This is a genomic window from Thioclava pacifica DSM 10166 (assembly GCF_000714535.1).
Lineage (GTDB): Bacteria > Pseudomonadota > Alphaproteobacteria > Rhodobacterales > Rhodobacteraceae > Thioclava > Thioclava pacifica.
In genome coordinates this window covers 41,135-65,088 of record NZ_AUND01000038.1, presented here as the reverse complement: position 1 = coordinate 65,088, position 23,954 = coordinate 41,135, and the positions used below count along the sequence as shown (strand labels likewise).

General features: G+C 64.2%; 20 protein-coding genes. All 20 read right to left on the bottom strand.

The annotated features are described in order from the left end of the window. Positions 1-4: 4 nt before the first annotated feature. On the bottom strand, positions 5-2,671 hold the full coding sequence (locus TP2_RS14295) for a nitrate reductase (protein ID WP_051692663.1): 2,667 nt from the start codon (positions 2,669-2,671) through the stop codon (positions 5-7). A 7-nt stretch (positions 2,672-2,678) separates the two neighbouring features. Continuing rightward, positions 2,679-3,923, bottom strand: a complete 1,245-nt coding sequence (locus TP2_RS14290) for an NAD(P)/FAD-dependent oxidoreductase (protein ID WP_051692662.1) — start codon at positions 3,921-3,923, stop codon at positions 2,679-2,681. Continuing rightward, complete coding sequence (locus tag TP2_RS14285) at positions 3,923-5,581, bottom strand: ABC transporter ATP-binding protein (RefSeq protein WP_051692688.1); 1,659 nt, start codon at positions 5,579-5,581, stop codon at positions 3,923-3,925. Before TP2_RS14285 ends, TP2_RS14290 begins: the two co-directional genes overlap by 1 nt. Positions 5,582-5,586: 5 nt before the next feature. Beyond that, positions 5,587-6,672: an ABC transporter permease gene (locus tag TP2_RS14280; RefSeq protein ID WP_038078884.1), complete on the bottom strand. Its 1,086-nt coding sequence runs from the start codon at positions 6,670-6,672 to the stop codon at positions 5,587-5,589. 77 nt (positions 6,673-6,749) lie between these two features. Continuing rightward, positions 6,750-8,111 carry a CmpA/NrtA family ABC transporter substrate-binding protein gene (locus TP2_RS14275; RefSeq protein ID WP_038078883.1) on the bottom strand — a complete coding sequence of 454 codons (1,362 nt, stop codon included), beginning with the start codon at positions 8,109-8,111 and terminating at the stop codon, positions 6,750-6,752. 282 nt (positions 8,112-8,393) lie between these two features. Next, complete coding sequence (locus tag TP2_RS14270) at positions 8,394-9,569, bottom strand: CmpA/NrtA family ABC transporter substrate-binding protein (protein ID WP_038078881.1); 1,176 nt, start codon at positions 9,567-9,569, stop codon at positions 8,394-8,396. Beyond that, positions 9,566-10,150: an ANTAR domain-containing response regulator gene (locus TP2_RS14265; RefSeq protein WP_038078879.1), complete on the bottom strand. Its 585-nt coding sequence runs from the start codon at positions 10,148-10,150 to the stop codon at positions 9,566-9,568. The genes TP2_RS14270 and TP2_RS14265 overlap by 4 nt, the downstream gene beginning before the upstream one ends. Before the next feature lie 157 nt (positions 10,151-10,307). Next, positions 10,308-11,549: an aminopeptidase gene (locus TP2_RS14260; protein WP_038078875.1), complete on the bottom strand. Its 1,242-nt coding sequence runs from the start codon at positions 11,547-11,549 to the stop codon at positions 10,308-10,310. Between the two features lie 82 nt (positions 11,550-11,631). Further along, on the bottom strand, positions 11,632-12,606 hold the full coding sequence (galE, locus tag TP2_RS14255; protein WP_038078873.1) for a UDP-glucose 4-epimerase GalE: 975 nt from the start codon (positions 12,604-12,606) through the stop codon (positions 11,632-11,634). Then, complete coding sequence (locus TP2_RS14250) at positions 12,603-13,655, bottom strand: UDP-glucuronic acid decarboxylase family protein (protein WP_084714329.1); 1,053 nt, start codon at positions 13,653-13,655, stop codon at positions 12,603-12,605. Before TP2_RS14250 ends, galE begins: the two co-directional genes overlap by 4 nt. 181 nt (positions 13,656-13,836) lie before the next feature. Continuing rightward, positions 13,837-15,198 (bottom strand): tetratricopeptide repeat protein, encoded by a 1,362-nt coding sequence (locus tag TP2_RS14245; RefSeq protein ID WP_038078871.1) that lies wholly within the window; start codon positions 15,196-15,198, stop codon positions 13,837-13,839. 107 nt (positions 15,199-15,305) lie between these two features. After that, positions 15,306-15,776, bottom strand: coding sequence for an A24 family peptidase (locus TP2_RS14240; protein ID WP_038078869.1), 471 nt, complete (start codon positions 15,774-15,776; stop codon positions 15,306-15,308). Further along, positions 15,773-16,618: a helix-turn-helix transcriptional regulator gene (locus tag TP2_RS14235; RefSeq protein ID WP_169739542.1), complete on the bottom strand. Its 846-nt coding sequence runs from the start codon at positions 16,616-16,618 to the stop codon at positions 15,773-15,775. Before TP2_RS14235 ends, TP2_RS14240 begins: the two co-directional genes overlap by 4 nt. Before the next feature lie 263 nt (positions 16,619-16,881). Then, entirely contained in the window at positions 16,882-17,877 is a 996-nt protein-coding gene (locus TP2_RS14230) for a type II secretion system F family protein (RefSeq protein WP_240473775.1), read from the bottom strand. Positions 17,878-17,893: 16 nt separating this feature from the next. After that, positions 17,894-18,865, bottom strand: a complete 972-nt coding sequence (locus TP2_RS14225; protein WP_051692661.1) for a type II secretion system F family protein — start codon at positions 18,863-18,865, stop codon at positions 17,894-17,896. A gap of 6 nt (positions 18,866-18,871) precedes the next feature. Next, complete coding sequence (locus TP2_RS14220; protein WP_038078865.1) at positions 18,872-20,296, bottom strand: TadA family conjugal transfer-associated ATPase; 1,425 nt, start codon at positions 20,294-20,296, stop codon at positions 18,872-18,874. Positions 20,297-20,312: 16 nt separating this feature from the next. Then, positions 20,313-21,221, bottom strand: a complete 909-nt coding sequence (locus TP2_RS14215) for a CpaE/TadZ family protein (RefSeq protein ID WP_038078863.1) — start codon at positions 21,219-21,221, stop codon at positions 20,313-20,315. Between the two features lie 21 nt (positions 21,222-21,242). Further along, the gene (locus TP2_RS14210; RefSeq protein ID WP_051692659.1) at positions 21,243-21,893 is read right to left on the bottom strand and encodes a TadE/TadG family type IV pilus assembly protein; all 651 of its coding nucleotides are present in this window, start codon (positions 21,891-21,893) and stop codon (positions 21,243-21,245) included. Then, positions 21,890-22,390, bottom strand: coding sequence for a TadE/TadG family type IV pilus assembly protein (locus TP2_RS14205; RefSeq protein ID WP_051692685.1), 501 nt, complete (start codon positions 22,388-22,390; stop codon positions 21,890-21,892). Before TP2_RS14205 ends, TP2_RS14210 begins: the two co-directional genes overlap by 4 nt. A gap of 14 nt (positions 22,391-22,404) precedes the next feature. Next, a complete protein-coding gene (locus tag TP2_RS14200) occupies positions 22,405-23,949 on the bottom strand; it encodes a TadE/TadG family type IV pilus assembly protein (protein ID WP_038078859.1) in 1,545 nt (514 codons plus the stop codon). Between the last annotated feature and the right edge of the window lie 5 nt (positions 23,950-23,954).

Genomic DNA, 23,954 nt, shown 5'->3' with positions numbered 1-23,954 from the left:
CCGGTCATTCGGCGGCTTGCGCCGGCGTGGCACTCGCCAGCAGGGCGGCGAGTTCGGGGCGGCAGGAGCCGCAATTCGTTCCCGCTTTCAGCGCCAGCCCGATCTGTTCGACCGAGGTCAGGCCCTGCTCGCGGATCGCGGCGAGGATCGTGTTCACACCCACATCGAAACAGGCGCAGACGGTGGCGCCCGGATCGGGACGGTCGGCGCCCGGACGCCCCGACATCAGCGCGGGATCGGCTTCGGCCCCGATCTGATCGGTGAGGAACGCACGCGACACGGCGACGGGTTCGGGCGCTGCGAACAATGCGGCAAGTACCTGCCCCTCGGCGATGAAAGCGATGCGGGCGATGCCGCGCGCGGGATCGAGCAGCGTCACGGCCTCAGCCTTGGGCAGGTCGAACAGGTCGCGCGCATACTCGACCCAATCCTCGGGTTCGCCGTCGCAGGCCATCTCGACGCGCCAGCCTTTCGCCGCGCGCGCCTTGGCCCAGTACCGGCTGGTCGGGGTAATCTCCTCGCGAGCGATCGCAAAGCCATACCATGCGGCGGAAAAGCGACGGATCCTGACCGCCGACCCCTTGCTCTCGGGCTGGCCCGAAACGGGATCGGTATTGGCCGCAACCAACGCATCGATGCGCCCCGCCGACGCCGTCTGACCGGTCCAGTGCATGGGTGCGAAGACCTCGCCCCGCCCGATGCGCTCGCTCACCATCGCGCGCAGGATCGCGCTGCCGGCAGGGCTCTCGACGGTCACGAGCTGCGCGGGTTTGATGCCCAGATCAGCCGCATCGGTCGGGTTCAGCTCCAGATAGGGCTCGGCCATGTGCTGGCTCAGCCGCGCCGATTTCGCGGTGCGTGTCATCGTGTGCCAGTGATCGCGCACGCGGCCGGTATTGAAGCGGAACGGATAGGCCTCGCTGAGTTGCGATTGCGGCGCGCGCGGCGTGATCGGCAGCATCCGGGCGCGGTTGTCCTTGGTGTAGAAATGACCATCCGCGAAGAACCGCCCGCCCGATTTGCGCGCGCTGAGCGGCCAGCAGAAAGGCGCGAGGGCCTCATACTCGGCGTCCGAAATCTCGGCCAGCGCGGAGATGTCGAAATCGCGCCCCAGTGCGCCTGCAACCCCCGAAAGCGCTGCATATTCGCGAAAGATCGCAGCCGGGCCGTCAAAATCGAAGGCCTCGCCCCAGCCCATGCGCGCCGCCACGTCGCAGATGATCTTCCAGTCGGGCCGGGCCGCACCGGGCGCGGGCAGCACGCGGCGCTGGCGCGAGATCATGCGTTCGGAATTGGTGACGGTGCCGTCCTTCTCGCCCCAGCCGGTCGCGGGCAGCAGCACATCGGCGAGCTCTGCGGTGTCGGTGCGCGCGGTAATGTCCGAAACCACAACGAAATCGCAACCTTCGATCGCGGCACGCACCCGGTCGGCCTCGGGCATCGAGACGGCGGGATTGGTCGAGATGATCCAGAGCGCCTTGATCCGCCCCTGCTCGACCGCGCGGAACATGTCGACGGCTTTCAGGCCCGGCCCGTCAGGCATTTCGGGGCTGACCCAGAACCCTTGCACCGCATCACGATGCGCGGGCTCCTCGATATCGAGATGGCAGGCGAGCATATTGGCCAGCCCGCCCACCTCGCGCCCGCCCATCGCATTGGGCTGACCGGTAACCGAGAAAGGTCCCATGCCCGGCTTGCCGATCCGGCCCGTGGCAAGGTGACAATTGATGATCGCATTGACCTTGTCGCTTCCCGAGCTCGACTGGTTGATGCCCTGGCTGTAGACGGTGACGACCTTCTCACTGTCGATCCAGAGCCGGTAGAACGCGTCGAGTTCCTCCGCGCTCAGACCGGTCATACCAAGATCGCTCGCACACGCCGCCTCAACCGCCTCGGGCAGCCCCGAGACATGGCGCGCGACATAGGCGCTATCGACCGCGCCCTGCGCGACGATGCGCGCGAGCAGCCCGTTGAAAAGCGCCCCGTCACCACCCGGTGCAATCGCGAGATGGGTATCCGCGAGATCCGATGTGGCGGTGCGGCGCGGGTCGATGGTCACGACTTTCAGCGTGGGCCGCGCCTTTTTGGCAGCCGCAAGACGCTGATAAAGAACCGGGTGGCACCATGCGAGGTTCGAGCCCACCAGAACCACCAGATCGGCCTCTTCCCAATCGGCATAGAGGCCGGGAACCGTATCGGTTCCGAACGCGCGGCGATGGCCCGCGACAGAAGACGCCATGCACAGACGCGAATTGGTGTCGATATTGGCGGTGCCGACATAGCCCTTCATCAGCTTGTTGGCGACATAGTAATCCTCGGTCAGAAGCTGCCCCGAGACATACATCGCAACGCTGTCGGGCCCATGTTCGCGGATGCTCGCGGCGAATTTCGCGGCGACCAGGTCAAGCGCCTCATTCCAGCTCGCCTCGCGTCCCATCACCTGCGGCGCAAGCAGCCGATCATCGAGCGCAACCGTCTCGCCCAGCGCCGAGCCTTTCGAGCAGAGCTTGCCCGCATTGGCCGGATGTGCCTTGTCGCCCCGGATCTTCAGACCACCCTGCCCGTCCGGCTCGGCCAGCACGCCACAGCCCACGCCGCAATAGGGGCAGGTCGTCGCCACGGCGCAGGCGCGCGCGCCACGGCGCAGATCGAGGGGAGAGACATCGGTCATCGGAGCCTCACGCGGTCAGGCTGCACAGCCCGCCATAGGGGGCTGGCTGCGGTTGCGGGTCAGCGGGGCCAAAGATCAGCGTCTCGCGCAGAGCGCTGACATCGGCACCGGTTCGGATCAGATCGTGGAACCAGCCGGAATCCCGGCTGTCGCCATAGAACACCGCGCCCTTCAGGCGGCCATCCTCGAGCACGAGCCGCCGGTAGGCGCCGCGCGCGGGATCGCTGAGCACGATTTCCTCGCGGGTCTCGGCCGGGGCGAAATCGCCCGCCGAGAAGATATCGCAGCCCGTGACCTTGAGCTTGGTGGACACCTCCGGCGGAGTGAAAGCAGCCTCGCGGCCTTGCAACACGTCGGCAAGCACGCGGGCCTGATCGAAGAGCGGCGCGACAAGTCCGAAGAGCTGGCCGTCATGCTCGACGCATTCGCCAAGCCCGAAGATCGCTGGATCGGAGCTATGGAGCTGATCGTCGACGAGGATGCCGCGCCCGACCGCGAGCCCCGCCTCTTTCGCAAGCGCGGTGGCGGGGCGGATGCCCACCGCCATGACCAGAAGATCGCAAGGCAGCTCGGTCCCATCATCGAGGATCAGCGCGCGGACTTGACCATTTTCTCCGGCGATCTCCTTCGAGACCCCGCCACAGATCACGCGAATACCACGATCGTTGAGCGCTTTGCGCAGCAGGAACCCGGCGGCCGGATCGAGCTGGCGCTCCATCAGGTGTCCCATCAGGTGAACGACGCTCACCTCCATGCCGCGCGCGGCCAGACCCGCCGCAGCTTCGAGCCCCAGCAAGCCGCCGCCGATGACGACAGCACGACCGCCCCGCGAAGCGGCCGCGATCATCGCCTCGGTATCCTCGAAATCGCGATAGCCGATCACACCTGCCAGATCGGCCCCCGGCAGGGGCAGCATCACCGGGCTCGACCCGGTCGCGATCACCAGGTGGTCGTAGGGCACATCGCCGTTGGGCGCGTGCACTAGCTTCGCCTCTCGGTCGATCCCGCTCACCTTTTCGCCGAAGCGGCAGGTGATGGCGTGGCGCGCATACCAGGCATCGTCATGGGTGACGATCTCTTCAAAGTGCGTCTCACCCGCCAGGACCGGCGAGAGCATGATGCGGTTATAGGTGCCGCGTGGCTCGGCATTGAACAGCGTGATGTCATAGCGGCCCGGCGCTTCCTCGACCAAATGATCGAGGAGCCGCCCCGCCGCCATGCCGGCGCCAATGATGACGAGCCGCTCAGCCATCACGCGGCATCCTTCTTATGCGCGCCGTGCTCGTATTCTTCGAGGAAATTCAGGATCTCCTCGCGATAGGCATAGTAATCGGGATGTTCGAGCAGCGCCTTGCGAGTGCGCGGACGCGGCAGGTCGACCTCGGTGATCTTGCCGATCGTGGCGCGCGGACCGTTCGTCATCATCACCACGCGGTCGGCCAGCAGGATCGCCTCGTCCACGTCGTGGGTGACGCAGACGGCGGTGACCTTGGTGCGCGACCAGACCTCCATCAGCACTTCTTGCAGCTCCCAGCGGGTGAGGCTGTCGAGCATCCCGAAGGGCTCATCCAGCAGCAGCAGCTTCGGGGAAAGGGCGAAGGCGCGAGCGATACCGACGCGCTGGCGCATCCCGTTCGACATCTCGGAGGCGGGCTTGTCCATCGCGTCGCCAAGGCCAACCCGCTCGAGATAATAGTCGATCACGTCCTGACGCTCGGCCCGGCTGGCCTTGGGATAGACCTTGTCGACGCCGACGGCCACGTTCTCGCGCGCGCTTAGCCACGGGAAGAGCGAGGGCGACTGGAACACCACGGCGCGCTCCGGGTCGGCGCCCTTCACCTCGAAGCCGTCGAGCTTGATGCCGCCTTTCGACACATCGTTAAGCCCGGCCGTCATCGTGAGAACGGTCGACTTCCCGCAGCCCGAATGACCGATCAGCGAGACGAATTCGCCCTTCTTCAGGGTGAGGTTGAAATCCTCGACGACGGTCAGCGGCCCTTTCGGCGTCGGGTAGATCTTATGGAGCTGCGAATATTCGAGATATTTGTCCTCGAGCGCCGAGCGCGCGGCATCCGACACGGCCTTGGGCAGCGCGTGCAGCGGCACCACGTCCGGCAGCAGGCGTTTGCCCTCAGCCTTGGCCTGCATGCCTACATCCATCAAGTAATTGGTGACGCCGGCGCGCAGGCGTTTGAACTCGGGATCATGGTTCATCGCCCCCCGGTCACGCGGACGAGGGATCGTGACCTTGAACTCCTCGCCCAGGGTGCCATCGGGGTTGAGCGCGATGATCCGGTCGGCCAGAACGATCGCCTCGTCCACGTCGTTGGTGATCAGCACGCAGGTCTTCTTGTCGGCTTCCCAGATGTGCTCGATCTCATCGGCAAGGTTCGCCCGCGTCAGTGCGTCGAGCGCCGAGAGCGGCTCGTCGAGAAGCAGCATCTCGGGGTTCATCGCCAGGGCTCGTGCCACGTTCACCCGCTGGCGCATGCCGCCCGAAAGCTCGGCCGGGCGGCGGGCCTTGGCATGGGCCAGCCCCACCATCTGCACGTAATGATCAACCTTTTCCTGACGCTCTTTCTTCGACAGGTTCGGGAAGATCGTCTCGACCGCGAGGCCGACATTGGCGTCCACCGTCAGCCAGGGCATCAGCGAATAGTTCTGGAAGATCACGCCACGCTCGGGGCCCGGGCCGGCAATGCGCTTGCCCTTGAAACGAACCTCGCCGCGGCTGGGCATCTCGAGACCGGCCATCAGGTTCACGAGCGTCGTCTTGCCGGTTCCGGAGAAGCCCAGGAGCACGAGGAACTCGCCCTCCTCGACTTTCAGGTTCACGTTCTTCAGCACGTCAGTGCGCTCTGCACCTTCGCCGAAGCTCTTGGAGACATTGTCGAATTCGAGAATAGCCATCGTGATCACCGGTTATTCGAGAAAGTGAACATCGACTGGATCGCGAACATCAGGCGATCGAGGATGAAGCCGATGATGCCGATGGTGAAGACCGCAACCATGATCTTGGCGAGCGAGCTCGAGGAGCCGTTCTGGAACTCATCCCAGACGAATTTGCCAAGACCGGGGTTCTGCGCGAGCATTTCGGCGGCGATCAGAACCATCCAACCCACGCCGAGCGACAGACGCAGACCGGTGAAGATCAGCGGCAGAGCCGAGGGCAGCACCAGCTTGGTGATCTTGGTCCAGGTGGTCATCTTGAGCACCTTCGAGACGTTGACCAGATCCTTGTCGATCGAGGCCACGCCCAGCGCGGTGTTGATGATCGTCGGCCAGAGCGAGCACAGCGTCACCGTGATCGCCGAGATCAGGAAGGATTTGGAAAACATCCCGTCGGTGGTGGTGTAGACGGCCGAGACGATCATCGTCACGATCGGCAGCCAGGCGAGCGGAGAGACCGGCTTGAAGATCTGGATAAGCGGGTTCATCGCGGCGTTGGCGGTTTTCGACAGACCCGCCATGATGCCCAGAGGCACCGCGACGATCGTGCCAAGCGCGAAGCCGAAGAACACCGTCTTGATCGAGGTCCAGATCTGGTCGAAATAGGTCGGCTTGCCGGTATAGTCGCGCCATTTCACGCGATCGGCCTTGCCGTCGGCAACGAGTTTGGCGTTGCGCACATCCTGACGCTCGTAGAAAGCGGCGGCCTTGGCGCGTTCGTCGACGTGATCCTGATAAAGAACACCCACCTGCTCCCAGACCTGCGCAGGACCGGGGATCGCGCCGAGCGAGGTTTGCACCTTCGGCGCGAGCAGCGCCCAGGCGGCAAGGAACAGCACGATCGCGGTGACCGGCACACCCAGAAGCTGCCAGATTTCCTTCATCTGAGCCTTGGGATTGTCGCCTGCGAAGGCGCGCAAGATCGGCGTGATCCAGCTCAGGCCAAGAACCTTGAACCAGCCATCTGCCTTGTTGATGCGGGTGAAGAGACGTTCGCGACGGGCCTCGCGGGCCTCTTGCGCGGTCAGGGCGTCAGGGTCGATGGCGGTCATGGCTGTGCGTCCTTGGTGAGCGAGAGAATTGAAATAGGCGGGCGAGGCAGGTCAGGGCCCCGCCCGCGCGTGAGGGCTTAGCCTTCGACCTTGTTGCCGACGACGGTCTGACCAGATTTCAGGCCGATCGGCAGGCTGTCGATATAGGCGTTGGGCGTGCGGCCATTATACTCGACACCATCGATGATATCGGCGGTCGGTTCGCGGTAACCATCGGTATTCCAAGGGAAATCCGCCTTGTCCGCGATGCCTTCCTCGACCAGCATCTGCGCGGCCTTGAGGTAGATTTCGGGCTTGTAGACCGACTTGGCGACCTCGTCATACCAGCTGTCGGGCTGGCTCTCGGCGATCTGGCCCCAGCGGCGCATCTGGGAGAGATACCACACTGCGTCCGAGTAGTAGGGATAGGTCGCGTAGTAGCGGAAGAAGACGTTGAAATCGGGAACGTCGCGCTTGTCGCCCTTCTCGTATTCGAAGGTGCCGGTCATCGAGTTCGCGATGACTTCCGCATCCGCGCCGACATATTCCGACTTGGCCAGGATCTCGACCGCCTCGGGGCGGTTGGCATTGTCGTTTTCATCCAGCCACATCGCCGCACGGATCAGCGCCTTGGTGATGGCCAGCGTCGTGTTCGGGTTTTCCTCGGCGAACTCGGCGGTGATGCCGAAGACCTTTTCGGGGTTGTTCTTCCAGATCTCGTAATCGGTGATCACCGGGACGCCGATGCCTTTGAACACGGCCTGCTGGTTCCACGGCTCGCCCACGCAATAGCCATAGATCGTGCCTGCTTCCAGGGTCGCGGGCATCTGCGGCGGCGGGGTCACCGAGAGCAGCACATCGGCGCCGATCTGACCCGACACGTCATCGGGCGAATAGTAGCCCGGCTCCAGACCGCCAGCGGCCAGCCAGTAGCGCAGTTCGTAATTGTGGGTCGAGACCGGGAACACCATGCCCATGTTGAAGGGCTTGCCCGCGGCGCGGTAGCTCTCGACCACCGGCTTGAGCGCCGAGGCCGAGATCGGGTGCACCGGCTTGCCTTCGGCGTCGACGGGGATGTTTTTCTTCATCTCGGCCCAGACCTCGTTCGACACGGTGATGCCGTTGCCATTGAGATCCATCGAGAAGGGCGTGATGACATGTGCCTTGGTGCCGAAACCGATCGTCGCGGCGAGCGGCTGACCGGCGAGCATATGTGCCCCGTCCAGCTCGCCGTCGATCACGCGATCGAGCAGAACTTTCCAGTTCGCCTGCGGCTCGAGCGTCACGAAGAGGCCTTCGTCCTCGAAATAGCCCTTTTCATAGGCCACCGCGAGCGGTGCCATGTCGGTCAGCTTGATGAAGCCGAATTTCAGTTCGTCTTTCTCGACATCGAGCATCTCGGCGAAGGCCGGAGCGCTCAAGATCGTCGTCGTGGCGATAGCTGCCAGAAGCTTTTTCATTGTTCACTGTCCCTGTGTCGTCGTTTTGCGTCGAAAATGAAAAAGCCGCCCGATCCGAGCGCGCTTCCAGGGAGGAGGAGTGGAAGTCTGCGCTGAGATCGAGCGGCTTTGCCCGAAGCCACGCTGCGGCGCGCGGCTATGAATGTCTTCATCGAGACGACCTTGCCTCGATAAATCAGAATTCTCACTGTGCAGCTGCGGCGTCAACGATCTTGGGAATTTCTGCGCCTGCAAAGGGACTGAAATTTCCGACACCCGCTTCATATGCCCAAATTTTCACCGTCAGGATTTCGAAGGATCAAAAATCCAGCCGTCGAAAAACGCGTCGGGCGACAGAATCAGCGTGCCCGATTGCGTGGCGACGGCGGTCGGCTCGGCCATCGCGCCCTCGATCTTCTCGCGCGCGCCGGGCAGCTCCGCCCCCAGATCGGCAAGGTTGCGACGGTAGAGATCCGTCCGGCAGATCGCGCGCGCGGCCGTCATCGCCTCTTCGCGCCCGAGACCCATCCGCGCCGCCAGACGTGCCGCAACCAGCGCCGCCTGCGAGGCCCAAGGATAGGCCGCCGCCCCGGCGAAGAACTCCAGATAGCCGCTCACATGGCGCATCTCGCCACGCGGAGAGATCACAAGATCGCCTGTCAGCGAGCGTTCGATCAGTTCGGCGGGCAGATCGAGATAGTCGCGCAGGGAGAGGATCTCGGCCGCCGTGCCGCGGTTCTCATGTTGCCCGAGCCAGCGCTGCGCGCGCCAGATCGCACGCATCAAACGGCGCGTCAGGTCCGGTTCGGCCTCGGTCCAGTCATGGCGCGCCGCCAGAACTTTCTCGGGCGCGTTCGCGCGGATCGCGGTGCCGGGCAGCAGCAGCTCCCCCACGCCCGTCTCGACCGCAATCGAGCCCCAAGGCGCCCCCACGCAGAAAGCGTCGATATCCCCCGCGGCCATGGCTTCGGCCATGAGCGGCGGCGGTACGGTGCGCACGTCGAGATCCTGCGGCGCCTTCAACCCCAGAGCGCCCAGCCAGTGATAGAGCATCTCGGCATGCATCGAGAACGGGAACGGCACGCCGATGCGCAGCGGACCGTCAAGCGCCGCGATCAGCGCCTCCCCGGCCCGTTTCGCGCAAGCGAAATCGAACTCGAACCCGCTCGCGCGCATGGTCTCGGCCAGCTCACGCGACACGCCGATCGAATTGCCGTTCAGCGAGAGCACCTGAAGAATGTCGATCCGCTTGCCGAAACCGCCAAGCCCAAGCGCCGCCGCGACCGGCATCGGGAAAAGCATATGCGCGGCCTCGATCTGGCCCATGGCAAGCCGGTCGCGCAGGGTTGACCAGCTCGGCGCAGGCGAGAGCTTGAGATCGAGCCCCTCTTCCTCGGCAAAGCCGATTTCGCGCGCGATGATCAGGGGCGCGGCGTCAACGAGCGGGATGAACCCCGCAGAAATCGGCGCGCCGCTCATCCCAGAAGTCCCGCTGTCGTGACCAGCGCCTGCGCCACTTCGGCCACGCGCTTGCCCTGATCCATCGCCGTCTTGCGCAACAGCGCATAGGCCGCGTCTTCGTCGATGCCGCGCGCCTTCATCAACAATCCCTTGGCTCGGTCGATCACCTTGCGCTCTTCCAGCGCGCGCTTGGTCGCGACGAGTTCCGCGCGCATCCTATGGATCATGTGGAAACGCGCCACCGCCGCATCGAGGATCGGCTTGATCCGGTCTGACCGCAGCCCCGCCACGACATAGGCCGACACACCGGCGTCGATTGCGGCCTTGGTCATTCCTTCGTCTTCGCGGTCGACGAACATCGCCACTGGCCGCTCGAGCGGGCCCGAAGCCAGCGCCATTTCCTCGAGCATGTCGCGCGAGGGGTTGGCCATGTCGATCAGCACCATATCGGGGTTGCGCTCCGAGATGCGCCGCGCGAGCCCCGCCGTCTCGGAAATCACCGCAATATCGAAATCGCCGGCTTCGCGCAGGCTCGCCTCGATCAGGGCGGCACGCTCGGGCTCGGCTTCAACGACAACGATGGATAGTTTCTTCGGCATGGCACCCTCTTCGGCCCAGCGATAGAGGGTCGCGCCCGAACCGGGCAATCGCCCCGTTTTCCGCAGCGCAGCAGAATGAAGGCCGCGAGCGGTCACGCTAAAATAATGAGCGCACCCCCTCGGATGCGCCCCTTTTTCGATCAGACTTGAAACAGCCTCAGACTGCCCACTCGCCCTTGCGGAAAACCGGCACGCGGGCGCCATCGGCCGTGATCCCGTCGATATCGGTCTCGGGACCGCCAATCATCCAGTCGACATGGATCATCGAGCTGTTGCCCCCTTTCGCGGCGATCTCTTCGGGGCTCATTTCGCCCCCGCCGACGAAGCATTTCGAATAACACTGGCCCATCGCGATATGGCAGGCCGCGTTCTCGTCATAGAGCGTGTTGTAGAACAGGAGCCCCGATTGCGAGATCGGCGAGCCATGCGGGACCAGCGCCACCTCGCCCAGATGGCGCGCGCCCTCGTCGGTATCGAGCAGCTTTTGCAGCACCGCCTCGCCACGGCTGGCCTTCGCCTCGACCGCGCGGCCGGCCTCGAAGCGCATCTCGATATTCTCGATCAGGCTTCCCTGATGCGAAAGCGGCTTGGTCGCACGCACGACGCCGTCGACCTTCTTTGCATGGGGCGTGGTGAAGACCTCCTCGGTCGGGATGTTGGCGTTGCAGGTCACGCCGTTATTCGCGGTCGACGCGCCACCATTCCATTCGTGATCATCGGCGAGCCCCACCGTGAGATCCGTGCCGCCGCCCTGGAAATGAAGCGCGGCAAAGCGCTGGGTATTGAGCCACTGGGTGCGCGTGCGCAACGCGGCGTTATGGGCGTCCCAGGCGGCGACCGGGTCGGGTTGATCGGCGCGCGAGGCGGCAAAGATCGCCGCGGCCAGCTTCGCCACCGCCTCGGCCTCGGGCAGGTCGGGGAAGACGCGCGCGGCCCAGGCTGCGGTCGGATAGCTCACGATCGACCAGTTGATGTCGAAATTCGCGATCTTCTCGAGCGCGGGTTTATAGGCGATGGAATTGGCCTTTCCGGCGCGCGCGACCTTTTCGGGGTCCTGCTCGGAGAGCAGCATCGGGTCCTCGCCCACGATCGCCATGCGGGCCGCGCCTCCGGCATAGGCCTCGGCCATGCCCTTGTAGAGCCAGCCCGGCGCGTGATCGAAGCTGGCATCCTGCGCATTCTCGAACCGTGCCAGCGTGATCTCGCCATCGCTGAGGATCGGCGTGAAGGTCGCGGCCCCTGCGCGGTAGGCCTCGGCGGCGATCTTGCGCACGAGCGGCAGCGCCTCGACCGGCGCGGTGAGCACCAGATCCTGACCCGGTTGCAAGTTGAGCCCCACCCGCACCGCGACCTGCGCGAGCTTGTCGAGGGTTTGCGCGTCGATTGGATCGCTGGCCATGTCTGCCTCCTGATTTGCCTTTAAGGGGCAAGATAGAGGTCCGGGCGGCAGGCTCAAGCCCGGCTGACGGCTGGTCAGGCGGCTACAAGCCGAACCACGGCGCGGCATGGGCCACGATCTCATCGAGATCGCGATAGCGCGCGGTGAACCCCAGCACCTCGGCCGCCTTCGACGGGTCCGCCGTCAGCTCTGCCGGATCGCCGGGGCGACGCGGGGCAAGCTCATGCGGTACCTTGCGGCCGGTCACCCGTTCCACCGCCGCCACGACCTCGTGGATCGACGCGCCGCGCCCGGTGCCGAGGTTGAGCTTCAGGCTCGCGCCGCCTGCTTCGAGGTGATCGAGCGCAAGCAGATGGGCGCGGGCCAGATCGTCGACATGGATATAGTCGCGGATACAGGTGCCATCGGGCGTGGGATAATCGGTGCCGAAGATCTTTAGCGGCCCCGCCTGCCCCGAGGCCGCCATGAGCACCAGCGGGATCAGATGGGTCTCGGGATCATGGCGCTCGCCAATCTCGCCTTCGGGATCTGCGCCGGCGGCGTTGAAATAGCGCAAGGCGGCAAAGCGCAGCCCATGGGCGGTCTGGGCATCCTGCAACATCCACTCGCAGACGAGCTTCGTGCGGCCGTAAGGGTTGATCGGGGTCTGCGGCAGATCTTCCGAGATCGGCAGGCGCTCGGGCGTGCCATAGGTCGCGCAGCTCGACGAAAAGACGATCTTGTCGACCCCCACGGCCCCGGCCGCCTCGAGCAGCGCGGTCATGCCCCCAAGGTTCACGTCATAATATTGCTCGGGCGCGCCAACGCTCTCGCCGACATAGGCGAGGGCCGCGAAATGGATCACCGCGCCGATCTGATGTTCGGCCAGCGTTCTTTCCAGCAGCGCGCGGTCGCGCATGTCGCCCACCACCAGCGGTCCCCAGCGCACGGCATCGGCATGGCCGCGCGAGAGGTTGTCATAGACGACCGGCTCACGCCCGGCCTTCGCCAGCGCCTTGCAGCAATGCGAGCCTATATAGCCCGCGCCCCCGGTGACGAGGATCTTTGGTTGGCTCATGCCACGCCGCCGATTTTCTGCTGCGCCATCTCGATCTCGTCGCGGAAATATTCGATCGTCGGGATCAGCCCGTCATGAAGCGGCACTTTCGGTTCCCATCCCAGGATCGTCTTGGCCCGGGTGATATCGGGACGGCGCTGGAGCGGGTCGTCCTTGGGCAGCGGGTGAAAGTCGCGCTTCACCTTCGCGCCGGTCAGATCCTGCACCAGATCGGCCAGTTCGAGCATGGTGAACTCATGCGGATTGCCGAGGTTCACCGGATCGAAGATCGTGGGCTCCACCTCATCGGCCTCCATCAGCGCGGTCAAGCCGTCGAGCATGTCCTCGATGTAGCAGAAGGACCGCGTCTGCGTGCCGTCGCCATAGATCGTGAGCGGTTGACCGGTCAGCGCCTGCACGACGAAATTCGACACGACGCGCCCGTCTTCGGGGTCCATGCGCGGCCCGTAGGTGTTGAAGATCCGCGCGATGCGCACATCGACGTGACTCTGACGGTGGCTCTCGTAGAACAGCGTCTCGGTAGCGCGCTTGCCCTCGTCGTAGCAGGCCCGCGGGCCGACCGTGTTGACCAGACCGCGATAGCTCTCCGGCTGCGGCGAGATATCCGGGTCGCCATAGACCTCGGAGGTCGAGCTTTGCAGGATCCGAGCATGCTTCTTCTCGGCGATCGAGAGCAGGTTCAGCCCCCCGATGAAGGAGGTCTTGAGCGTATGCACAGGATCGCGTTGATATTTCGGTGGCGAGGCCGGGCAGGCGAGATTGTAAATCCGGTCCACCGGCCCCTTCACGGTAAAGGGCTCGACGATATCATGAAGGAAGAAAGCGAAATCGGGATTGGGGATCAGCCCCTCGATATTCGCACTTCGTCCGGTTTCCAGATTGTCGATGCAGATCACCCGGTCGCCCTGCGCCAGCAGTCGGCGCGCGAGATTGGACCCGATGAAGCCCGCCCCGCCCGCAATGAGCACCGTGCGCCGGTGCGCGCTCGCACCCGACAGCGCACCAGCCCCACTGGCGAAGGGCGGAACAAATTGTTTTTCGGCAGACATTTTCACCCCTTCAAAACTTCGGGCCGTTCCCACCTGGCCCGTTGGACGCCTGAAAGGTTCGCTTCCCCTCAAGCTTATTAAGACTATCAGATTAAGGTTTGGATAACCTTGATACAAAGCAATCCTACCCGCGAACACACCGTTTTCACTGCGAGAATGCGTCGCGGGCGGGATTGGTCGATCAAGGAGCGATCAGCAGCGCGCCAATGGTCTTCCGGCTCAGAATGCCATCGGTGCAATTAAGCCCGCCCGGCAAGGTCTTGCACAGCTTGTTCAACCCCTTCAGCGTGCGCGGCCCCGCCAGCCCGTCGAGCTTGCCCGCATAGAGCCCCTTCGCCTTCAGATCCTGCTGAAGCACATAGATCACCACGTTCGGCGCGGCCTTGTAGAGATCCTCGGCAGCCGACTGGCTCAGATCGCCTCGGCGCGATTGCACCACCTCTGCCGAGGCCGCGATTCCTTTCGGATCACGTCGTTTCGCCACGTCGATGCTCAACTGCATCTCGGCGCGCTCCGCATCGGTGAACAGTTCGGGGTGATCCTTGAGCAGCGCCTCGGCGGCCGCACGATCTTTCTGGATATTGAGCCCGTTGCCATCCCGCAGCAGCCCGAGCAGATACCGCCCTGCCTCGCGATTTCCGGCATTGGCGGCCTTGGTCAGCTCCTCGACGGTTTTCGGCCCGTCAGCGCGCATCGAGATGCCCCACATCTGGCGGATCGCATCGAGCACTTCGATGCGCTGATTGCCCGCCGCGCGCGCCTTCTCGGCATAGCCGTCGAATTTCGCGCGGGAGACCGAACCGCCGCCGAGATAGCCATACATCGCGCCTTCCGCGAGCGTGGCATAGGCCTGTCCCACGCCCAGCTCGCCGGCGCGGTTGAGCATCGCCTCGGCAGTCTTCGCGTCGCGCTCGCTCCACATCAGCATCTCGCCGTATTTCCAGATGCCCTGACCGTCGCCCTTGTCGGCCGCAGCCTCGGCAAGCGCCTTGGCCTTGTCCCAATCCTTCGGCAGTCCCGTGCCATAGAGGTAGAATTCAGCCAATGCGACCTCGGCCTTGGGGTCGCCCTCGGCCACCAGCTCTTCAAGCAGCGCCTTGCCGCGATCTAGATCGCGTGGCAGCGCCCATCCGCCGATAAGTTGTCTGCCGAGGATCAGTTTGGCCTCGGCATCCCCAGCCGCCGCAGCCTCGGACAGAAGCGCCTCCCCCCGCGCAGGATCGGCCGGAAGCGGACCGCCCCAGAGCAACAGGTTGCCAAGCGCGGTCTGCGACGGGTGATCGCCCTGCGCAGCAGCGGTTTCCAGAAGTGCAAGCCCTGCCGCCACATCCTTGGTCTGGCCCTCGAGCCCATAAAGCAACGCCTCGGCGCGACTGCGCGGCGAGGCCTGCGAAGCGTCTTGCGTTGCGGCCTCTTGCGTTGCTGCGGCCGCGGCGTCAGGCGTTGCAGCCTCCTGCGCAAAGCCTATCCCCGACAGGCCGATCAACACGCCCGACGCGAGCGCCGTTCCCTGCATCCAAAAACGAAATTCGTGACCACGCATAGCAAGCCCCCCTGCTTTGACTATCCGCTCAGTATGACACAAAAAATCCTCTTGAGCCTTGATCTTGCACAAGAACTCCCCGCATCTCGCCAAGTTTTGACGCGCGGTTAACCGATCGAGAGCACGTAAGGCAGCGCGAGCCCCGCCATCGCAAGCGAAATGCCCATCGGCAATTTGCCGCGGCGACGGCAGGTGACCCAGTCGAGTCGCGCCGCAACCGGGGCGCGCTGCAACCCGATCGCGATGCCGCTCCCGAGGATCAACGCCACCGAAAAGACCATCAGAAACTGCGCCACTGCGACCGAGGGTACGAACAGCATCAGTACGGTCAGGAACTTCACATCCCCGCCCCCGAAAGCACGCAGCGCGAAGAGCACGTAGCCGATCGCGAAGGTCGCCCCCGCCACGATCAGACGCGACCCGATCTCGGACCAGCCCAGAAGTGGTGAGCAAATCACGAAGAGACCCAGCGCGATCAGCACCATCCAGTTCGGGATGCGCATCTCGCGCAGGTCGCTGAACGCCACCATCAACAGAAGTGGCGCCAGCGCGACAAGCGGCAGCAGTTGCAGGCTCATGCCAGCCGTCCCGCGTGGCGGCGGGTCAGCTCGAAGGGCAGATCCGACACGAGCTGGAAGGTCAGCTCCGCCAGATTGCGCGCCCCGGTCTTGGCATAGAGGTTGCTCAGATGCGTGCGCAGCGTCGATTCAGAGATCCCCAGCTCGCCGCGCATCTGGTCGGGCGACTGGCCGTGGCTCAGCAGCAGGCAGACGCGATATTCGGCGCGGCTGAGACGCGCGGGATTGTCCGCGCTCAGGATCGGCGAACCGACAGCCGGTGCAGCCTGCGCCGCGGCCGATTTGAGCAGCGCCTCGGTGAACAGGCCCCGCGCGCGGTTGCTCCAGGTACGGCTGAGCGTATCGGCCAGGATCGTCAGCACCGCCTGCTGGTAATGGCGCAGCTTGTCGGTGAAATGCAGCTCGATCGTATCGATCGCGCGATCGCTCACCTCGAGCGGGATCACCACCAGCTCATTAAGCTGACGCCGCGCCAGCAGCATCGCGGCGGCTGCCGGAAGCTCCTCGTCGCGCATCGAGCCATACCAGGTCGAGCCCGGCTTGGCCTTGTCGAGATAACCGTCGAGCAGCAACTCGGCGAAGCTCTGCTGCAACGGGATCCGGCAGCCCGAGCGCGCCCGGTCATGGACCAGAACCCGCGTCGGCGTCTCACCGGCCCGCGCATAGCGCGAAAGCACGATCGCCTCAGCCCCGATACTGTCAGTCAGAATTCGCAGAGCGCTGCGCAGCGGATTGGTTCCGTGCAAGCACTCGCACCATTGCGCCACAGCGCCGATCATACCGGCTTCAATAGCGCGTTGCTGACCGGGGTCCCCACCCCGATCCATCACATAGTCCTTCATGGCCCCCACCATCCCAAAGACTTATCAAAATTTCTCACATTTTCTTGGCAGCTTGTGAGATGCCCCAGCGTAACTCAATTTCCGCCATACGCCTAAACTAATCTGAAGATCGATATCCACAGCCCCCTGTGGATGCATTACTGAATTCGCGTAACAACCCGTGGTTTAGTTTTCAGCACGACCGCCGAGACAAACCCCCTTAATTTTCCTGTTTTTCCAATCGTTTCGCAAATTGAAACGATTCCTTTCCAGCCGAAATCGGCTCAGAAATTGTTGAGATAGCGAATCACGATGGGTCCGAGACAGATCAGGATCAGTGCCGGAAGCATCAGCGAGGCGAGCACGCCCGACATCTGCACGGGCAGCCGGTTGGCCTTCTCCTGAGCGCGCAGCTCGCGCATCGCACGCAACTCTTCGGCATAGGTCGTGAGCGCCTGCGCCATGGAGGAGCCGAAGCGCAGAGATTGCGTGGCGACATTGGCGAAGGCCCGCACGGTCTCGACCCCGGTGCGCTCGGCCATGTCGCGCAGCGCCGCGTCGCGCTCACGCCCGGCCTGCACCTGGCGCTGCACCGAAAGGAACTCGAAGGCGATCTCGGGAGAGGTATTGGTCAGCTCGTTGCCAACCCGCGTCATCGCCGCGTCAAAGCCCATGCCGCTTTCGATCGAGACCTGCATCAGGTCGAGCGCATTCGGAAAGCTCTCTTCGATGCGCAAGCGGCGCTCCTTCATGCGTCCGCCCAGCCATTTGAGCGGCGCGAGATAGCCAAAGGCCACGAGCCCGGTCAGGATCTGATAGGTCGCCATACCGCTGAGCCCGCCGAGACGCTCCGAGAGGCCAAGGGGCAAGGTCAGATCGGGCGTGCGCGCGGCAATCAGCAGCGCGAGAAACACACCCGGAAGGCCGATGCCAAGGACGATGCGCACGAGCGTGAAGCGGCGCAGCGCGCCCGCATCCGACATCCCTGCCATCTCGAGCTTGCGCTGTAGCGCGCTGCGCTTCTGCCGATCGGCCGGAACAAAGGCTTTCATGAAGCGCCCCGGTGTGGCTTCCGGCGCCTTGAGCAGCGAATGCTCGGCGCGCACATTTCCGCGCGTGCCTCCGATCGCGGCGATGCGCTCGACCGCGCGATCCCGCTGGAACGCTGCGAGCAGCCCCCAGATCACCAGCAGCGCTCCGAGCCCGATACCGCCCGCCAGAACCGTCTCGGGCGCAATGCCCAGCTCCAGCGCAATGCTTTCGATACGAGTCATCAGCATGGCTCTTTCCTCCCTGTCAGATCCGGAACGTCACCAGCTTGCGCAGGATCAGCGCGTTGAGCGCCACCAGCACCAGCACGATCGCGGCCATCGGTTTGAAGAGCGGGTCATCGGCCACTTCGCCGAAATAGCCCGGTGAAATGAAATTCGTGAAGCCGAACATGATGAAGGGCAGCGTGCTTAGGAACCAGGCCGAGGCCCGCCCCTCCGCCGAGATCGCCTTGATCTTGCGGCGCAATGCGATGCGGCCGCGGATCGTCCGGCCCAGCACTTCGAGCACGCGGGCGAGATCGCCGCCGGTGCCGTGCTGGATCCCGATGCTCGCAGCAAGATAATCGGCGTCCTCGATCCCCACCCGATCCGCGAAATCGAGCACCGCATCGGGCAGGTCGTCGCCATAGGTCACCTGGTCGAAGATCAGGCCGAACTCGGTCCCGATCGGGTCGGGCATCTCCTCGGCCACGGCGCCGATCGTCATGTTCAGCGGATGGCCGATCTTAAGCCCGCGCGCGAGCATGTCGAGCGCATCAGGCAGTTGAGCCGTCAGCTTCGTCATCCGGCCCTTGGCGCGAAAGCGCACCACCAGCGCCGGAATCGCCACACCCACGGCCAGCGCCACAAGCACAGCCCAGATTGGGCCGAGAGCCGCGAAACTGAGCACGAAGCCCCCCACCCCGATCGAGGCGCAAAGCGCAACGAACCGGTCCGCCGAGATCGGCATCCCCGCGCGATGCAGCTGGCGCGCGAGATCGAGCGTCTGCGGCAGGCGCGCCGCGATCCCCTTGCGCGGCGGCGGTTTCAGAAGCGCCAGCAGCTCTTCGGTGTTGCGGCCCTGAGCGATCATCTTCATCCGGCGGCTCTTCGCCTCGCCGCGCGTTTCGCTGCGGCTGGCCAGATGCAATGCGCCCGTCACCGCCAGCAGCATGCCCAGCGCGATGCCACTATAGGTGAGATAGGCAAACCAGTCATTCTCGATGCCGCTGAACATGACCCCTTACCCCCGAACCACGAAATCGGACGGATCGACCTCGACACCGGCCGCGATCATGTCCTCGAGGCAACGCGGGCGCAGCCCGGTCGCGGTGAAATTGCCCTCGATGGTGCCATCGCCGAGCGTGCCTTTCTTCCGGAAGGTGAAGATCTCCTGCATCATCACGATATCGCCTTCCTGGCCGGTGATCTCGGAGATCGAGAGCACACGACGGCGGCCATCGGACATGCGCGCGATCTGCACCACGATATCGAGCCCCGAGGCGATCTGCGAACGGATCGCGGAGAGCGGCATGTCGAGGCCGATCATCGTCACCATCTGCTCGATCCGGCCCAGCGCGTCGCGGGCGGAATTGGCGTGCACCGTGGTCATCGAACCGTCGTGACCGGTATTCATCGCCTGAAGCATGTCGAAGGCCTCGCCGCCACGCACCTCGCCGACGATGATGCGATCGGGACGCATCCGCAGCGCATTGCGCACCAGATCGCGCTGATGCACCGCGCCCTGACCGTTCGGGTTGGAGGCGCGGGTTTCAAGACGCACCACATGCTCCTGCTGGAGCTGAAGTTCGGCCGCATCCTCGATCGTGACGATCCGCGCACGCGGGTCGATCGCCGCCGAGATCGCGTTGAGAAGCGTCGTCTTGCCCGAGCCCGTGCCGCCCGAGATCAGGATATTCTTGCGAGCCCGCACCAACCCCTTGAGGAAATGCGAAGCCTGCTCGGTCATCATCCCGGTATCTACCAGACGCTCCAGCGTATAGGGCTGGCGGGCGAATTTGCGGATCGAGATGCTCGGACCGTCAATCGCGCACGGGCGGATGATCGCATTGACGCGGCTTCCATCCTCAAGACGGGCATCGACCCAAGGATTGCTCTCATCAATCCGGCGGCCAACGCGCGAGACGATCTTGTCGATAATGCGCAGCAGGTGACGTTCGTCACGGAAACGGACCTGGGTGCGTTCCAGCACGCCGTTGCGCTCGATAAAGACTTTCTGACACCCATTCACGAGGATGTCGTTGATCGTGGGATCCGCGATCAGCGGCTCCAGCGGTCCAAGGCCCAGCACTTCGTCGAGCAGCTCATCGACCAGCGTCTTGAACTGATCGGCACGCAGCGGCGTCTTGGAGTCGCGCAGCTCTTCAGAGACAAGCGTGGCCACTTCGCGACGCAGTTCCTCGGGCACGACCTTGTCGATCATCGACAGGTTCAGACGGTCGAGCAGCGCGTCATGCAGGCGGCTCTTCAGTTCGAGCGCGCGGCGCTGGCTTTCCTCGAAGGCCGGCTCGGGCACGGCCTTGACCGCGCTCTCATTCAGCACGAGCGCATCGGCTGGCGTGCCTGCCGCGGCACGGTGTTGGCCAAGCGGGATCACCTTGTCCTTGTCGGAAGGCTTCGAACCGCGATCGGTGAAATTGCGAAACATGTCTGTACCCTCCGCTTCAGTTCTGTTGCGCCGCAGCGGCGGCTTTCTTGAGACGTTCCTGGGCGAGTTTCCCCACCGCTTTCGACAGGGCCGAGCGGCGCGCAACGCGCCCCAACGGCAGGCCGCGATCGGCGGCTTCCTTCGCCGCGCGCGGATCTTCGGGCAACCAATGGCGCAGCTCGCGATCGAGCGCGCGCGCGGCCTCCTGGTGTTGGCGGCGCGGCAAGAGCGGGCGCGCCTCGTGATTGACCACGACCTCGATCTCCATCGCGAGATTGTCCTCGCTATAGGCGTCGATCAGGCGACGTGCCTGCTGAAGCGAGGGCACGGAAAGATCGGTGACGAGATACATGAGCCCGGCATGGCCCAACACCGGGGACACCCAGTCGACGAGCGCGTGGGGCAGATCGACCACGACATAATCGTAGCGAGCCTGCATCGCCTCGATCAGCCCGCGCAGCTGTTCGGGCCGCAGCGCGTCGAGCGGCGCGAAGGCGGATGGCGCACAGAGCACGTCGAGCCCATCCGGGGTCGATTGCAGCGACTGTTCGAGGAAGGTCTCGTCAGGCACGCTCCCGTCGCGCGCCATATCATAAAGCGCGGGGCTCGGTTCGAGATCCAGAAAGCCCGAGACCATGCCGAATTGCAGATCGAGATCGACGAGCGCGACGCGGCGCGCCGGTCCGCCCTTGCGCTTGGCGCCGATCGAGGCGAGCTGATGGGCCAGGTTGACCGCGAGCATCGTCGCCCCGATCCCGCCCCGACTGCGCGCGACGGCGATAACCTGCCCCACATGCGCTGCAGAACCACCCTTCGCGACGCGCTCGGATTCGGCGGCGAAATTCAACCGGCGCTGCGCGGGCGCTGCCTGCACCGCCTCAGCGGTATCGGCCACCAGGAACATCTGCTTGTTCACGCTCGTCATGTCATCTCTCCCCTTCATCTCTCAGCTCGTCCCATCCCGTCCCAGAGCTTCCCCCGGCATCGAGGTGCTCAGGCTCGGGAAGGTCACGCGCGATATTTGTGTGACTTCCTCGCTCGTCCAAAGCGAGGCGAAGGCCCCGATCGGCGTTACGAACTGAAAGTCGAGATTTTGCAGTTTGACGGTCACGATCGGCACGTAAGGCCCACCGAGAAAGCCGAGGTCGGGATCATAGGAATAAGAAAAGGACAGGTCCCCGATCTCGGCGTCACTGGGCAGCGCGCGCTGGACGATGGTCCAGATCTCATCCGCCGTATCGTTATTGGCATCGCCTGCGCAGGTGATCGTTCCGGGATCGGCGCAGGTCGTGTCGGAGACGTTGCAGTTCGTGCCGAAATTCGGCTCGATCTCCCCTTGTGGGGTAACCCCGCGTTCGTGGATCAGAGGAACGTCATCGCACGCGGGCGAGCGCACCGCCGCGAGCCGCGCCGCGACCTGAAGCGCGCGTTGCGCGTTCACATAGTGAAAGGCCATGCGCCCGAAATCGATCAGCGCGAAGAAGATCATCAGGTAGAGCCCGATCACCAGCGCGAACTCGACCAGCGTCGCCCCGCTCTCATCGCGGGCAAAGCCGCGCAGCGCCTTGCGGGCGCGATATGCGAGAGGCGCGCTCATGTGCCATACGCCCGGTGTTCATCGGCGACGTTCGTCGAGACCGTGCCAGGCGTCTGGCCCGTCGCCAAGGAGAAGAGCCCGCCAAACGGAAAGGTAATGCTCAGCGCAGCACTGACGCTCACGACAGGCGCGGTGCCGAAGCGAAAATCGCCGGTGGTGCAGGTGAGGCTCGGGGTGACGCCGGTGATCGTGATGCCACTCGGCAGCAGGCTCTCACCCGTCAGGGCGTTTTCGACGATCTCCGTGAGATCATCGTCGCGCCCGTCGAACGTATCCTCGTCATCGCAGATATCGCGCGGAGTGACGCGGGCGAGATACCGGCTCGCGTCCCGCACGCCCCCGATCACCGTCTGATAGGAAAGAAACATCCGGCCGCCTTCGACGATCGTCGCGAAGATCAACAGCAGGATCGGCAGAACCAGCGCGAATTCCACGAGCTGCGCACCGTCCTCATCGCGCCAGAGGCGGCGCAGGCTGCGGAGCGGATATGCGATCATCCCCCACATCGCGCTCACCGGTAGAGCTGGACGACATCGCGCACGATACCCCCAGTCCCTGTTTCTTCCGAACCGCCATTGCTGGCCGAGCCGATGATCTCACCCCAGATATCCATGACCGGCGGGGTCGAGCCGTCTTCGCCCACCGGTTCGGTGAGGAAGACCTTTACGAATTCCTTCACCGGCACGTCTGACGTCTTGCCCTTGATTTCGGTGCCGGTCTCGGCCGAGCAATCGATCCCCGCGACGATCAGCACACGGCGGTCGGCATTGCTCGACGCGGCAGGCGCGCAGGTGGGAAGACCCGTCTCGGCGCGGCCGGTCAGGATATCGCCCCCAGCAGCCGCCTCGATCTCGGCAAGGTAATAATCGTAACGCGTGACCGCGTCCGGATGAGGATCGTCAACATCTACGCCATAATTCGTTGCGACATAGGTTTCGCGCCCCACGCTCCAGTCGCCATCGCCAAAGCGATCGCAGCTTGAATCCATGAAGCAGTCATCGCGCGGCAGACCAACCGTGTCGGGCGAAGCCTGCTCGGCCTCACCAATGCAATCGGCTTTGCCCTGACCCTGGTTCTCGTTGTCATTGGAGCTCTGGCCCGGGTCCTTCTTGATGATCCCCTTGATCACGTTGGGCGCGGGCGCATAGTCCTCGTCACCGCTCAGCCCGTTCATGATCGCCTGATACATATCGAAGCGAACGTTGAAGATCGAAGCGTTGAGCCCTTCCTTTTGCCCCGGCTCGGTATCAACGCCACGCTGATTGAAGCATTGCGTGATACTTTGTTGCGCACCGAGAAGGCAGGCATCGAGCTGTGCGCCGCTGAGCTTCGCGCAAGGTCCTTCGTCATCGACCTTGATCTTGTCGGGGTCGAGAAAACCGAAATCGCCCGGCCCCCAGGCCGCACCGCTGCCACCCGCGCGCAGACGCACCATCGTGCCGATATTGGCCGAAGCCTTGAACCCAGGGGGCACGCAGAACATCAGGGGGGTCACATCGCAGGCCTGGATTTCGAGACCTGCAATAGCAGCGGCTTCAGCCCTGCCGTCAAACGCATCGAACCCACCCAGCGAGGTGAAAACAGCGGCAAAAGTGGCGCTGACATCGTGGCGCGCCACGGCAGCATGGACGAAAGCCGCTTTCGCTGGATCGGTTGTGCTGACATCCGCGATGGTCTCGGTCCCCGTCGGCAGGCTCGAGAGATACGTAAGCGTCACATCGCTCACCACATCGGCGCCGTCTGTGCTGTCGGGATCGATTTCGGCATAGCTCAGCGTCCGTCCGCCCGCGCCGAAGCTCTGCGAGTCGGACACGAGCGCAGCGGCGGAATTGGCGCGCGAGATCGCGTCTGAATTGCCGTCGAGCTCGCCTGCGGCGGCCAGCGCCAAGGAATCGGCATAGGATTGCAGTTCGGAGCGCGTGCTCCCGAGGCGACCGAGATCGAAAGAGAGGGCTACCAGCCCGAACAGGATAACGAGGCTTATGCCGAAGAAGACGAGGATCGTCCCGTCTTCATCTCGGGCGAAGCGCCGGATGCTGTCTTGGATGCGTGCCATCTTCC